A 13,448-nucleotide genomic window follows, 5' to 3' on the forward strand; every position below is an offset into this window, starting at 1 on the left:
TTCGGGGCTGGGCGCGGCATGGGCTGGACTTGCGAAAAAACCTGGGCGGACCAAGGCAAGCACGATGAAGAACAAGGTGATCACGCTGATCGGCGGCGGCGGGTTCGTCGGCCGCTATGTCGCACAGGCCCTGCTGCGCCGCGGCGCGCGGGTGCGCATCGCGCAACGCGATCCGCGCCAGGCCTATTTCCTGCGCACCCAGAGCGCGCTGGGCCAGACCCAGTTCATCGCGGCCGACGTCCGCCGCCCCGATACCATCGCCCGCGCGATGATGGGTGCCGATGCGGTGGTGAACCTCGCCGGCACGCTCGGCAGCGACGCCGACGCCGTCCAGGCCAAGGGCGCCGCCGCCGTCGCAGAGGCGGCCCGCGCCGCCGGGGTCGAGGCGCTGGTCCATTTCTCGGCGATCGGTGCCGATGCCCAGGGCGAGACCCCCTATGCCCGCTCCAAGGGCGAGGGCGAGGCGGCGGTGCGTCAGCACTTCCCCAACGCCACCATCCTGCGCCCGTCGCTGATCTTCGGCCGCGAGGACCAGTTCGCCAACCGCTTCGCCCGCATGGTCGAGAAGCTGCCGGTGGTGCCGGTGATCGCGCCCAAGACGCGCTTCCAGCCGGTCTATGTCGTGGACGTCGCCGCCGCCGCGGTCGCGGCGCTCGAGGATCCGGAGCGCTTCGGCGGCCGCACCTTCGAACTCGGCGGCCCGGACGTGCTGTCGATGGCGGAGCTGATCCGGCAGATCGCATCGCTGCTCGATCGCAAGATCCGCACCGTCGAGCTCGGCACCGGCACCGCCGGGCTGGTCGCGGCGCTTCCGGGCACGCCGATCACGCGTGACCAGCTGCGCATGCTCGGCCACGACAATCTGGTGTCGCCGGGCGCGGAAGGGCTCGTCGAGCTCGGCGTCACCCCGACCCCGTTCGAATCGGTCGCGCCGCAGTGGCTGGTCCAGTTCCGCCGCTACGGCCGTTTCTCGCGCCACGCGCACACGGCCTGAGGGCCTTTGACGGGACGCTCATGACCGATCTCCTGACCATCATCCTCCTCGGCATCGTCGAGGGGGTCACCGAGTTCCTGCCCGTCTCCTCGACCGGCCACCTGATCCTCGCCGGGGCCCTGCTGGGCTTCAAGGGCGAGGCATCGGGCACGTTCGAGATCGTGATCCAGCTGGGCGCGATCCTGTCGGTGATCGTGCTCTACTGGCGGCGCTTCTGGGACGTGTTCGTGGGGCTGGGCCGGCGCGATCCGCGCGCGATCGCCTTCACCCGCAACGTGGCGCTCGCCTTCCTGCCCTCTGCCGTGATCGGCCTGATCGTCTACAAGATGGTCAAGGCGATGCTGGAGAGCCCGATGACGGTCGCGGTAGCGCTGGTCGTCGGCGGCATCGCCATTCTGGTGATCGAACGGCTGGTGAAGACGCCCCGGACCACGGACGTCGAGCAGATCAGCTGGAAGGTGGCGCTCGGCATCGGCCTCATCCAGTGCCTGGCGATGATCCCGGGCGTCAGCCGCTCGGGCGCCACCATCATGGGCGCGCTGGGCTTGGGCGTCGATCGCAAGACCGCGGCGGAGTTCAGCTTCTTCCTCGCCGTCCCCACCATGCTCGCCGCTTCCGCCTATGATCTCTACAAGAATGCGGAGTCGATCGGCAGCGACGGCTGGCTCGCGATCGCGATCGGCTTCGTCGTCTCGTTCGTCGTCGCGCTGCTGGTGATCCGCTGGTTCCTGGGCATCGTCACCCGCCACGGCTTCACCCCCTTTGCCTGGTATCGAATCGTCGCCGGCGGCATCGCCATCGTCTGGCTGTCGCAGCTGTAGGTCCGGAACGGCCACATCTTCTTCGCTGAAGATGCGAGCGTTTCGCAACTCCAGCAGCTTCTGCGAAGAACAAGGTCAGCACTCCTGACCTAACGATAGAATATTGCGTGACTTGGCCCTCCGGCTGTGCTTTTCGCACACGCCGGAGGAAGTCATGGCTGCTGACCAGATGCTCAAGTTCGTTGCGCGCCCCCAGGCCTATCCGGCCAAGCGGGAGCCGGAGTTGCGCGCGGAGGACTTTCGCGAGATCGCGGACCGCTATGCGACGCCTACCGCAGAGGCGCAGGCCGGCCGCTGCTCGCAATGCGGCGTGCCCTATTGCTCGGTCCACTGCCCGCTTCACAACCACATCCCCGACTGGCTGCGCCTGACGGCGGAAGGCCGGCTGCGCGAGGCGTACGAGCTCTCCAACGCCACCTCGACCATGCCCGAGATCTGCGGCCGCATCTGCCCGCAGGACCGGCTGTGCGAGGGCAATTGCGTCATTGAATTCTCCGGCCACGGCGCCGTCACCATCGGCTCGGTGGAGAAGTTCATCACCGACAAGGCCTGGGACGAGGGCTGGGTCGAGCCGGTCGCGGTCGGCCCGGAGCGCGGCCAGTCGGTCGGCATCATCGGCGCGGGCCCCGCAGGCCTCTCGGCTGCCGACTGGCTGCGCACCGCGGGCTATGAGGTGCATGTCTATGACCGGCACGATCGCGCCGGCGGCCTGCTGACCTATGGCATCCCCGGCTTCAAGCTCGAGAAGCATGTCGTCACCCGCCGCGTGCAGCGGCTGAAGGACGCCGGCATCGTCTTCCACGAAGGCTTCGACATCGGCCGCGATGCGACGCTGGAGCAACTGCGCCAGCGCCACGACGCGCTGCTGGTCGCAACCGGCGTCTACAAGCCGCGCGCCATCAAGGCGCCCGGCGTCGCCACCGACGGGGTGGTCGATGCGCTCGACTATCTCACCGCCTCCAACCGCAAGAGCTTCGGCGACGCGGTGCCCGCCTTCGACGGCGGCGCGCTCAATGCCGAGGGCAAGAAGGTCGTCGTGATCGGCGGCGGCGATACTGCCATGGACTGCGTGCGCACGGCGATCCGCCAGGGCGCGACCTCGGTGAAGTGCCTCTACCGCCGCGACCGCGCCAACATGCCGGGCTCGCAGCGCGAGGTCGCCAATGCCGAGGAGGAAGGCGCCGAGTTCGTCTGGCTCTCCGCCCCCGCCGCGTTCGAGGGCGAGGGCAAGGTGACCGCCGTCCGCGCGACGGCCATGCGCCTGGGCGCCCCCGACGCCACCGGTCGCCGCGCGCCCGAGGTCGATCCCGGAAGCGAGTTCGTGCTGGAGGCCGATCTCGTCATCAAGGCGCTCGGCTTCGATGCGGAGGACCTGCCCACCCTGTTCGGCAGCCCGGATCTGGGCGTCACCCGCTGGGGCACGCTGCGCGTCGACGGCAAGTCGATGATGACCAGCCTGGACGGCGTGTTCGCCGCCGGCGACATCGTCCGCGGCGCCTCGCTGGTCGTCTGGGCGATCCGCGACGGCCGCGACGTCTCCGAACACATGCACCGCTACCTGCGCGAAAAGGCCAAGGCCGCAAAGGCGGGCGCCGTCCCCGTGCCGGAGCGCCAGGCGACGATGGTCGCGGCATGATGCTCTCCCTGCTGCTCACGGCGGCAGTGGCGATCGGCCAGGCACCGCCTGCGCCTGTCGTGCTTCCAACTGCGGAGATCTCCAGCCCCGCTCCTCGGGAGGCCGCACTGACGCTGGCGAGACTGCTCAACAGCGAGGCATCCATCATCGGCGACGGTGATGATGACACCAAGGTGGTCTCGTTGATCCGGCAGCTGGCGGAGGGAGAGCCGGAGCTTGTCAGCCTGGAGCGAAAGCATCCTGGTTTGATGAAGGCTATGGCAAGCGCCATCTTGCCGATCATCAATCGCTCGGAACGGGAGCGGCTGCCCGAACTGCAGCGCCGCCAGGCGATCTTGTACGGCAGCACCTTCAATGACGCCGATCTGATGACCCTCATCGACTTTTACAGCTCCCCGACCGGGCAGAAGCTGATCGCCATCATGAACGACGCGGTACGCCCGAACGCCATGCTCGCCGAAATGACTGCTTCACCAGATCTGAAAATCAGCCCGGCATCGGTGTTGAAGGACATCGCTGCTGTGAAACCCGAACTCGCGAAACAAATGACGGCAGAGGATCAGGAGATCCTGACGGTGTTTGGCAAAAGTGGGTTGATCCCTCGCATTGAGGCCGTGGCGCCAAAAACCCAGGCGATTGCCCTCGCCTGGTATGACGAGAACGCCCCTTGGGAAGAGGCAGAGACGGAGAAGGCTTTGGCTTCCGTCCTGAACGAGTTTGGGATCGGAGACGACGAATGACCACCCCCACCCTCCAGTCGGAGCGCGAGCGCCTCGCCCGCGAAGGCATGTACCGCCCCGAGTTCGAGAGCGACGCGTGCGGCGTCGGTCTGGTCGCCGCCACCGACGGCACCAGCTCGCGCCGCGTCGTCCAGTCGGCCATCGACGCTCTGCGTGCGGTCTGGCACCGCGGCGCGGTCGATGCCGACGGCAAGACCGGCGACGGCGCGGGCTTGCACGTCGATCTCCCCACGCGCTTCTTCGAGGATGCGGTGTCGCTCGCCGGCCACCGCATGCGTCCGAACCGGCTGGCGGTCGGCATGATCTTCCTGCCGCGCACCGATCTCGGCGCGCAGGAGACCTGCCGCACCATCGTCGAGAGCGAGATCATCGACGCCGGCTACACCATCTATGGCTGGCGCCAGGTGCCGGTCGACGTGTCCGTCATCGGCCTGAAGGCGCAGGCCACCCGCCCGGAGATCGAGCAGATCATGATCGCCGGGCCGCTGCCCGACGACGTGGATGCCGCCGAGTTCGAAAAGAACCTTTATCTGGTCCGCCGCCGGATCGAGAAGCGCGTGATCGCAGCGCAGATCAGCGGCTTCTACATCTGCTCGCTGTCGTGCCGGTCGATCATCTACAAGGGGCTGTTCCTCGCGGAGTCCCTCTCGGACTTCTACCCGGACCTGAAGGACGACCGGTTCGAGAGCCGCGTTGCGATCTTCCACCAGCGCTATTCCACCAACACCTTCCCGCAATGGTGGCTGGCCCAACCGTTCCGCTGCCTCGCCCACAATGGCGAGGTCAACACGATCCGCGGCAACAAGAACTGGATGCTCAGCCACGAGATCAAGATGGCGAGCCTGGCGTTCGGCGAACGCTCGGAGGACATCAAGCCGGTGATCCCGGCCGGCGCCTCCGACACCGCTGCGCTCGACGCCGTGTTCGAGGCGATCTGCCGCTCCGGTCGCGATGCCCCCACCGCCAAGCTGATGCTGGTGCCCGAGGCGTGGCAGGAGAATGAGGACCTGCCCGCCCCTCACCTCGCCATGTACGAATATCTCGCCTCGGTGATGGAGCCGTGGGACGGGCCGGCCGCGCTTGCGATGACGGACGGCCGCTGGGCGGTCGCGGGCATGGACCGCAACGCGCTGCGCCCCTTGCGCTACACCCAGACCAACGATGGCCTGCTGATCGTCGGCTCCGAAGCCGGCATGGTCGTTGTGCCGGAGGCGACGGTGCTCGCCAAGGGGCGGCTGGGGCCGGGCCAGATGATCGCCGTCGACCTGCACGAGGGCCGCGTCTTCGACGATCGCACGATCAAGGACCAGCTCGCGGCCGAGGCCGACTACGCGTCCATGATCCAGAACTTCCTGACCATCGACGATCTCGCCCCCGTCGCCGGCGAGCAGCTGCCGCGCTACGACCGCGCCGAGCTCGCGCGGCGCCAGGTCGCCGCCGGCCAGACGCTGGAGGACATGGAGCTGATCCTGTCGCCGATGGTCGAGGGGGGCAAGGAAGCGATCGGCTCGATGGGCGACGACACGCCGCTTGCCGTCATCTCGGACAAGCCGCGGCTGGTCAGCCAGTTCTTCCGCCAGAACTTCAGCCAGGTGACCAACCCGCCGATCGACCCGTTGCGCGAGCGCCACGTCATGTCGCTGCGCACCCGCTTCGGCAATTTCTCCAACATCCTCGACACCCGGGGCCGCCCGAACGCGGTGCTGGTGCTCGAAAGCCCGGTCCTCACCAGCGAGGACTGGCTGCGGCTCAAGCGCTATTTCGGCGCCCAGTCGGCCGAGATCGACTGCACCTTCGAGGTCGGCGACGACCATGAAGTGCTGCGCGCCGCCATCCAGCGCATCCGCCAGGAGGCCGAGCAGGCCGTGCGCGAAGGCCGCAGCGAGCTGTTCCTCACCGACGAGAACGTCGGCCCCGATCGCGTCGCCATCCCCGGCGTGCTCGCGGCCGCCGCGGTCCACACCCACCTCGTCCGCCGCGGCCTGCGCGCCTATGCATCGGTCAACGTCCGCACCGCCGAGTGCCTTGACACGCACTATTATGCGGTGCTGGTCGGCGTCGGCGCGACGACGGTGAACGCCTATCTGGCGGAAGCCGCGATCGCCGATCGCCACGCCCGCGGCCTGTTCGGCGACATGACGCTCGACCAGTGCCTCGGCCAGCACCGCCATGCGGTGAACGAGGGCCTGCTCAAGATCCTGTCGAAGATGGGGATCGCCGTGATCTCCAGCTACCGCGGCGGCTACAACTTCGAGGCGGTCGGCCTGTCGCGCGCACTCGTCAACGACCTCTTCCCCGGCATGCCGGCGAAGATCTCGGGCGAGGGCTATCACTCGCTCCACTACAGCGCGATGCTCAAGCACCAGGCGGCGTTCGACCGCGGCGTGGCGACGCTCCCGATCGGCGGCTTCTATCGCCAGCGCGATGGTGGCGAGACCCACGCCTATTCGGCGCAGCTGATGCACCTGCTGCAGTCGGCCGTCGCCCGCGACAGCTTCTCGACCTACATGCAGTTCTCGCGCGGGGTGCGCGACTTGCCGCCGGTCTATCTGCGCGACCTGCTCGAGTTCAACTATCCCGACGAGGGGATCGCCATCGAGAAGGTCGAGGCGATTACCGAGATCCGCAAGCGCTTCGTCACCCCCGGCATGTCGCTGGGCGCACTGTCGCCGGAAGCGCACGAGACGCTGGCGATCGCGATGAACCGCATCGGCGCCAAGGCGGTGTCGGGCGAGGGCGGCGAGGACAAGGCGCGCTACCAGCCGTACGAGAATGGCGACAACGCCAACTCGACGATCAAGCAGATCGCGTCGGGCCGCTTCGGCGTCACGGCGGAATATCTCAACGCCTGCGACGAGATCGAGATCAAGGTGGCCCAGGGCGCCAAGCCCGGCGAGGGCGGGCAGCTGCCCGGCTTCAAGGTGACCGAGTTCATCGCCAAGCTGCGCCATGCGACGCCCGGCGTGACGCTGATCTCGCCGCCGCCGCACCACGACATCTATTCGATCGAGGATCTCGCGCAGCTCATCTACGACTGCAAGCAAATCAACCCGCGCGCCCGGGTCTGCGTGAAGCTCGTGTCCTCGGCCGGCATCGGCACGGTCGCGGCCGGCGTCGCCAAGGCACACGCCGACGTGATCCTGGTCTCCGGCCATGTCGGCGGCACCGGCGCCTCCCCGCAGACGTCGATCAAATACGCCGGCACGCCCTGGGAAATGGGCCTGTCGGAGGTCAACCAGACGCTCACCCTCAACGGCTTGCGCGGGCGCGTCACGCTGCGCACCGACGGCGGGCTCAAGACGGGGCGCGACATCGTCATCGCCGCGATCCTGGGCGCCGAGGAGTTCGGCATCGGCACGCTCAGCTTGGTGGCGATGGGCTGCATCATGGTGCGCCAGTGCCATTCGAACACCTGCCCGGTGGGCGTGTGCGTCCAGGACGAGAAGCTGCGCGCCAAGTTCACCGGCTCGCCCGAGAAGGTCATCAACCTGATGACCTTCATCGCGGAGGAAGTGCGTGAGATCCTGGCCCGTCTCGGCGTCTCCAGCCTCGACGAGGTGATCGGCCGCACCGAACTACTCCGCCAGGTCAGCCGCGGTGCCGAGCATCTCGACGACCTCGACCTGAACCCGGTGCTTGCCAAGGTCGACGCGACCGACGCGGAGCGCCGCTTCTCGCTCAACACCTTCCGCAACGAGGTGCCCGACAGCCTCGACGCGCAGATGATCAAGGACGCGGCCGCCGTCTTCTCGCGCGGCGAGAAGATGCAGCTGACCTATTCGGTGCGCAACACGCACCGCGCGGTCGGCACGCGTCTGTCGAGCGAAATCACCCGCACCTTCGGCATGTCCAAGCTCGCCGACGGCCACGTCACCATCCGCCTGCGCGGCACCGCCGGCCAGTCGCTCGGCGCCTTTCTGTGCAAGGGCATCACGCTCGAAGTGTTCGGCGACGCCAACGACTATGTCGGCAAGGGGCTATCAGGCGGCGTCATCGTCGTGCGCCCGATGGTGAGTTCCAAGCTCGTCAGCCAGCACAACACGATCGTCGGCAACACCGTGCTCTATGGTGCGACCTCGGGCCGGCTGTTCGCCGCGGGTCAGGCCGGCGAGCGCTTCGCGGTGCGCAACTCAGGCGCGACGGTGGTGGTCGAGGGCTGCGGTGCCAACGGCTGCGAATACATGACCGGCGGCATCGCGGTGGTGCTGGGCGACACCGGCACCAACTTCGGCGCGGGCATGACCGGCGGCATGGCCTTCGTCTACGACGCCGAGGACCGCTTCCCCCGCCACGCCAATCCGGAGAGCATCGTCTGGCAGCGCCTCCAGTCGGCGCATTGGGAAGGCATGCTGCGCGACCTGGTCGAGCAGCACCACCGCGCCACCGACAGCCGCTGGTCCGGCGAGATCCTGGAGGATTGGGACCGCAGCCGCACCCGCTTCTGGCAGGTGGTGCCCAAGGAAATGCTCACCCGCCTGGCGCAGCCGCTGTCGGATACGCCGGCCGAGGCATCGCAAGAAGCGATGGTCGCAGCGGAATAACCAAACCCCCGGTCCGGCTTCCCGCCGGACCGGGGGTTCTTTTGCGGCAAGGGTGACGCCCCGCCTCGCTAATCAGCTGTTCTTGGGGATTCGGGCGACCACCTTGATCTCGAAGTCGAAGCCCGCGAGCCAGGTGACGCCGATCGCCGTCCAGGTCGGATAGGGCGCGGCCCCGAAAATCTCGCTCTTCACGGCCATGATCGTCTCGAACTGCTGCTCTGGATCGGTGTGGAAGGTCATGACGTCGATCACGTCGTCGAACCCGCACCCACCCGCGCGCAGTGTCGCTTCCAGATTGGCGAACGCCCGCCGCACCTGCGCCTCGAAATCCGACTCGGGCGAGCCGTCGTCGCGGCTGCCAACCTGACCCGACACGAACAGGAGGTCGTCGGAGCGAATCGCCGCCGAATAGCCGTGCGCCTCGTACAGCGCGTGCCGGTTGGGAGGAAAGACTGCGTCACGTTTGGCCATGTCATCATCTCCTTCGTCGTGCCGGCACGCCCGTGTGATCCGCGTACTGGACATTGGGAGCTTGCAGGATCATCTGCATACGCAGCGTATTTGAACACGCGCCCCGCGCATGTCAACTCAGATACGGCACGTATGTGAAAGGAATATTGTCTTGGCCGCAAAGCGCCGTGCCGAAACCATGGAGGAAAATCGCGCCAAGCTGATCGGCGCGGCGCGACGGGCGTTTGCGGCATCCGGGTTCGCCGGGGCGTCGATGGACGAGCTCACCGCAGAGGTCGGCCTGACCCGCGGTGCCCTCTATCATGGCTTTGGCGACAAGAAGGGGTTGCTGGCCGCCGTGGTCGCGCAGGTCGATGGCGAGATGGCTGCGCGCGCGCAGCGCGCCGGAGCTGCCGCGGCCAACGAGTGGGAAGGGCTGCTCGCCGAAGGCGCCGCCTATATCGAAATGGCGCTCGATCCGGAGGTGCGGCGGATCGTCCTCCTCGATGGCCCCGCCTTCCTGGGCGACCCCGCGACATGGCCGAGCCAGAATGCGTGCCTCAGCATCACCATGGAGGCGGTCGCGCGGCTACTAGCCGAGGGCGTCATGCAGCCGGTCGATGTCGAGGCCGCGTCCCGCCTGTTGAGCGGCGCGGCCTTCAACGCCGCGCTATGGGTTGCCGCCAGCGAGGATCCCCAGGTCACCCTGCCCAAGGCGATCGCCGCCTTCCGGCTCATGGCCGAGGGACTGCTGGCAAAGCGAGGCTGATTCAGGCCCCCGCTTCGCCCAGCAACGTCCGCGCGTCGGCGCCGGTCCACTCCATCGCGCCTTGCACCCGCCACAGCTCCTTGCCCGCGGCGTCGTACAGGATCGTCGTCGGCAGGTTCGCGTTGAGGCCGGTCGAAAGCCCCAGCTTGGGGTCGGCATAGGCGGCCAGCTTCGTCCAGCCATGCTTGGCCAGGAACGGCGCCGCTGCCTTGCGGCCTTCCAAGTCCTGGCTCACCGCCACCACCTTCAGCTTCCCCTCGCCCGCCAGCGCATCGAGCGTCGGCATCTCCTGTATGCAGGGCGCGCACCAGGTCGCCCACAGGTTCACCAGCACCGGCTTGCCGCGGAATGCCGCCAGGCTCGTCGGCGTGCCGTCCGGCGCCTCGAATGCCACGTCCGGCGCCGCCTCGCCCTTGTGGCTGCGGTCGACCGCGCCGGCCTTTGCAGGCGCCTCGCCGCCGCCGGCCGCAGCAACGTCGGGAACCGTGCCGGCTTCGTCTTGCCGGGCCGGGTTGGGTCGCCTATCGCAAGCCCCGGTTAGCAGCAGCGTTGTGGCAAGGAGAAGCGCGATTACCGAGCGCAAGGCAGGCTCCAATTCGATGTGGGGCGGGCGCTTCGCCGAAGGCCCTTCGGCAGTGATGCGGGAGATAAATGCCTCCATCCCGTTCGACAAGCGAATGTGGCAGCAGGACATCGCCGGATCGCAGGCGCATGCCGCGATGCTGGCCGCCCAGGGCATCCTGACGGCCGAGGACGCGGCCACGATCCGCACCGGCCTCGACGGCGTCGCCGAGCATTATGCGCGCGAGGGCGTGGCCGAGGATCTCGCGCTCGAGGACATCCACATGCAGACCGAGGCGCGTCTGGCCGAGGCGATCGGCCCGGCGGCCGGCCGCCTCCACACCGCGCGCTCGCGCAACGATCAGGTCGCGACCGATTTCCGCCTGTGGGTGCGCGACGCGATCGACTCGGTCGATGCCGCGCTCGGCGGCCTGCAGGACGCGCTGATCGCGCGCGCCGACGAGCATGCCGAGACGGTGATGCCCGGCTTCACCCATCTCCAGGTCGCCCAGCCGGTGACGCTCGGCCACCACCTGATGGCCTATCACGCGATGGTGGCGCGCGACCGCGGCCGCTTCGCCGATGCCCGCGCGCGCCTCAACCGCTGCCCGCTCGGCGCCGCAGCACTTGCCGGCACCGGCTTCCCGATCGATCGCGAGGCGACTGCCCGCGCGCTCGGCTTCGATGGCCCCACCGACAATTCGCTCGATTCGGTTTCCGACCGCGACTTCGCGATCGAATATCTCACCGCCGCCGTGCAGGCGTCGCTGCACCTGTCGCGCATGGCCGAGGAGTTCGTGCTGTGGGCGTCGCAGCCGTTCGGCTTCGTCTCCCTTTCCGACGCCTGGTCGACCGGCTCATCGATCATGCCGCAGAAGCGCAACCCGGATGCCGCCGAGCTGGTGCGCGGCCATTCGGGACGCATCCTTGGGTGCATGACCGCGCTGATGGTCACCATGAAGGGCCTGCCGCTCGCCTATTCAAAGGACATGCAGGACGACAAGCCGCCCGTGTTCGAGGCGACCGACCTGCTTGCCCTCTCGATCGCGGCGATGACCGGCATGGTCGAGAGCGCGACCTTCCGCCCGGCCCGCATGCGCGCGGCGCTGGAGGCGGGCTTCCCGACCGCCACCGACCTCGCCGACTGGCTGGTGCGCGAGGCGGGGCTCCCGTTCCGCGAGGCGCACCACGTCACCGGCCGCACGGTGAAGCTCGCCGAGGAGCGCGGCGTCGCGCTCGACGCGCTGCCGCTCGCCGATCTCCAGGCGATCGACCCGCGCATCACCGACAGCGTCTACACCGTGCTGACCGTGGACGCATCGGTTCGCAGCCGCACCAGCTTCGGCGGCACCGCCCCGGATCGGGTGCGCGCCGCCGTCGCCGCGGCCCGCGCCGCCCGTGCAAAGGAAGCCGCATGACCCGTCGCCCGCTGCTGCTCGCCGTCGTTGCCCTTGCGCTCGCCGGCTGCGGCGCGCGCCGCGATCTGCGGCCGGCCGAGGGTGAGGCGCTGCCGCCGCCGCCCTATGGCGCCACCGCCACGCCCACGCCCGGCGACCTGCTGACGCCCACCACGCAGCAGCGCCCCACCCGCAGCGACGAGCTGCTGCGCGAGTCGACGGAACGCCAGGACGATCCGTTCGACATCCCGCCCCGCAACTGAGCGCCTGAACCCATGGACAATTTCCAGCTGCGCGACGGCGCGCTTCATGCCGAGGACGTGCCGCTGGCGGCGATCGCCGACGCGGTGGGCACCCCGGTCTACGTCTATTCGACCGCGACGCTCGCCCGTCACGTCGCCGTGTTCCGCGAAGCGCTGGCCGGTCTCGACAACCCGCTGATCGCCTTCGCGGTCAAGGCCAACCCCAATGGCGCGGTGCTCGCGACCCTCGCCCGCGCCGGCCTCGGCGCCGACGTCGTCTCGGGCGGGGAGCTCGCGCGCGCGCTCCACGCGGGAGTACGCCCGCAGGACATCGTCTTTTCCGGCGTCGGCAAGACCGCCGAGGAAATGGCGCAGGCGCTCGACGCCCGCATCGGCCAGTTCAACGTCGAGTCGGAGCCGGAGCTCGACATGCTCTCCGCCGTTGCGACGGCGCGCGGCGTCACCGCACCGGTCGCGATCCGCGTCAATCCGGACGTGCTCGCCGGCACCCACTCGAAGATCTCCACCGGCGGCGCCGACAACAAGTTCGGTATCCCCTATGATCGCGCGCTCGACGCCTTCGCCCATGTCGCGGCGCTGCCGGGGCTGGAGGTGCGCGGCGTCGCCGTCCACATCGGCAGCCAGCTCACCGACCTCGGCCCGCTGGAGGCCGCGTTCGGCCGCGTCGGCGCGCTGATCGCCGAGCTGCGCGCCGTCGGCCACCGCATCGCCACCGCAGACCTGGGCGGCGGCCTCGGCGTCCCCTACGACCCCGCCAAGCCCGCGCCGCCCTCGCCCGCCGCCTATGGCGACATGGTGCGCCGCGCCACCGCCGGCTGGGACGCACGCCTGATCTTCGAGCCCGGCCGCCTCATCGTAGCCAACGCCGGGGTGCTGGTATCGCGCGTGATCCGCGTGAAGCAGGGCGCCAACGCCCCTTTCGTCATCGTCGACGCGGCGATGAACGACCTGCTGCGCCCCAGCCTCTACGACGCCTATCACGCGATCGAGGCGGTCGTGCCCACCGGCCAGCGCGAGACCGTCAACGTCGTCGGCCCGGTGTGCGAGACCGGCGACACCTTTGCCACTGGCCGCACCATGGACCATGTCGCGGCCGGCGATCTCGTCGCTTTCCGCACCGCCGGTGCCTATGCCGCGTCCATGTCGAGCACCTACAACTCGCGCGCGCTCACGCCCGAGGTGCTGGTCTCGGGCGACCGCTTCGCCGTGGTCCGCGAACGTCCGTCGATCCGGTCGATGGTCGAGGCCGACGTGCTGCCGGACTGGCTCGCCTGAC

The 13,448-nt window shown here is 68.8% G+C and carries 11 protein-coding genes; 9 read left to right on the plus strand and 2 right to left on the minus strand.

Going from position 1 to position 13,448, the window contains the following annotated elements; translation table 11 throughout:
• The first annotated feature begins 64 nt into the window (after positions 1–64).
• The 5 genes from ABDZ92_RS03975 (at position 65) to gltB (ending at position 8,732) form a co-directional block, all read left to right on the plus strand.
• Positions 65–994: a complex I NDUFA9 subunit family protein gene (locus ABDZ92_RS03975; protein ID WP_125961263.1), complete on the plus strand. Its 930-nt coding sequence runs from the start codon at positions 65–67 to the stop codon at positions 992–994.
• Between the two features lie 20 nt (positions 995–1,014).
• On the plus strand, positions 1,015–1,815 hold the full coding sequence (locus tag ABDZ92_RS03980) for an undecaprenyl-diphosphate phosphatase (protein WP_125961265.1): 801 nt from the start codon (positions 1,015–1,017) through the stop codon (positions 1,813–1,815).
• Positions 1,816–1,969: 154 nt separating this feature from the next.
• Positions 1,970–3,451 carry an NAD(P)-dependent oxidoreductase gene (locus tag ABDZ92_RS03985; protein ID WP_125961267.1) on the plus strand — a complete coding sequence of 494 codons (1,482 nt, stop codon included), beginning with the start codon at positions 1,970–1,972 and terminating at the stop codon, positions 3,449–3,451.
• Positions 3,448–4,191, plus strand: a complete 744-nt coding sequence (locus tag ABDZ92_RS03990; protein ID WP_125961269.1) for a DUF2059 domain-containing protein — start codon at positions 3,448–3,450, stop codon at positions 4,189–4,191. Before ABDZ92_RS03985 ends, ABDZ92_RS03990 begins: the two co-directional genes overlap by 4 nt.
• A complete protein-coding gene (gene gltB / locus ABDZ92_RS03995) occupies positions 4,188–8,732 on the plus strand; it encodes a glutamate synthase large subunit (RefSeq protein ID WP_125961271.1) in 4,545 nt (1,514 codons plus the stop codon). Before ABDZ92_RS03990 ends, gltB begins: the two co-directional genes overlap by 4 nt.
• A 72-nt stretch (positions 8,733–8,804) precedes the next feature.
• On the opposite strand, the gene ABDZ92_RS04000 is transcribed toward gltB, so the two are convergent.
• Positions 8,805–9,203, minus strand: a complete 399-nt coding sequence (locus ABDZ92_RS04000; protein WP_125961272.1) for a RidA family protein — start codon at positions 9,201–9,203, stop codon at positions 8,805–8,807.
• 151 nt (positions 9,204–9,354) lie between these two features.
• Between ABDZ92_RS04000 and ABDZ92_RS04005 the strand changes: the two genes are divergently transcribed.
• Complete coding sequence (locus ABDZ92_RS04005) at positions 9,355–9,951, plus strand: TetR/AcrR family transcriptional regulator (RefSeq protein WP_241211882.1); 597 nt, start codon at positions 9,355–9,357, stop codon at positions 9,949–9,951.
• Position 9,952: 1 nt separating this feature from the next.
• On the opposite strand, the gene ABDZ92_RS04010 is transcribed toward ABDZ92_RS04005, so the two are convergent.
• Complete coding sequence (locus ABDZ92_RS04010; protein ID WP_241211883.1) at positions 9,953–10,534, minus strand: TlpA family protein disulfide reductase; 582 nt, start codon at positions 10,532–10,534, stop codon at positions 9,953–9,955.
• A 16-nt stretch (positions 10,535–10,550) separates the two neighbouring features.
• On the opposite strand from ABDZ92_RS04010, the gene argH reads away from it, so the two are divergent.
• The 3 genes from argH to lysA are packed head-to-tail and all read left to right on the plus strand — an operon-like array spanning position 10,551 to position 13,447.
• On the plus strand, positions 10,551–11,930 hold the full coding sequence (argH, locus tag ABDZ92_RS04015) for an argininosuccinate lyase (RefSeq protein ID WP_125961274.1): 1,380 nt from the start codon (positions 10,551–10,553) through the stop codon (positions 11,928–11,930).
• A complete protein-coding gene (locus ABDZ92_RS04020) occupies positions 11,927–12,172 on the plus strand; it encodes a hypothetical protein (RefSeq protein WP_125961275.1) in 246 nt (81 codons plus the stop codon). Before argH ends, ABDZ92_RS04020 begins: the two co-directional genes overlap by 4 nt.
• Positions 12,173–12,184: 12 nt before the next feature.
• On the plus strand, positions 12,185–13,447 hold the full coding sequence (gene lysA, locus ABDZ92_RS04025) for a diaminopimelate decarboxylase (protein WP_125961276.1): 1,263 nt from the start codon (positions 12,185–12,187) through the stop codon (positions 13,445–13,447).
• Position 13,448: the final 1 nt, after the last annotated feature.

This window comes from Sphingomonas molluscorum, from assembly GCF_039522995.1.
GTDB lineage: Bacteria > Pseudomonadota > Alphaproteobacteria > Sphingomonadales > Sphingomonadaceae > Sphingomonas > Sphingomonas molluscorum.

Excerpts from the sequence above, each read along its gene's own strand:
- ABDZ92_RS03975 (WP_125961263.1), top strand. The coding sequence starts at position 65 with ATGAAGAACAAGGTGATCACGCTGATCGGCGGCGGCGGGTTCGTCGGC.
- ABDZ92_RS03980 (WP_125961265.1), top strand. The coding sequence starts at position 1,015 with ATGACCGATCTCCTGACCATCATCCTCCTCGGCATCGTCGAGGGGGTC.
- ABDZ92_RS03985 (WP_125961267.1), top strand. The coding sequence starts at position 1,970 with ATGGCTGCTGACCAGATGCTCAAGTTCGTTGCGCGCCCCCAGGCCTAT.
- ABDZ92_RS03990 (WP_125961269.1), top strand. The coding sequence starts at position 3,448 with ATGATGCTCTCCCTGCTGCTCACGGCGGCAGTGGCGATCGGCCAGGCA.
- gltB (WP_125961271.1), top strand. The coding sequence starts at position 4,188 with ATGACCACCCCCACCCTCCAGTCGGAGCGCGAGCGCCTCGCCCGCGAA.
- ABDZ92_RS04000 (WP_125961272.1), bottom strand. The coding sequence starts at position 9,203 with ATGGCCAAACGTGACGCAGTCTTTCCTCCCAACCGGCACGCGCTGTAC.
- argH (WP_125961274.1), top strand. The coding sequence starts at position 10,551 with ATGTGGGGCGGGCGCTTCGCCGAAGGCCCTTCGGCAGTGATGCGGGAG.
- ABDZ92_RS04020 (WP_125961275.1), top strand. The coding sequence starts at position 11,927 with ATGACCCGTCGCCCGCTGCTGCTCGCCGTCGTTGCCCTTGCGCTCGCC.
- lysA (WP_125961276.1), top strand. The coding sequence starts at position 12,185 with ATGGACAATTTCCAGCTGCGCGACGGCGCGCTTCATGCCGAGGACGTG.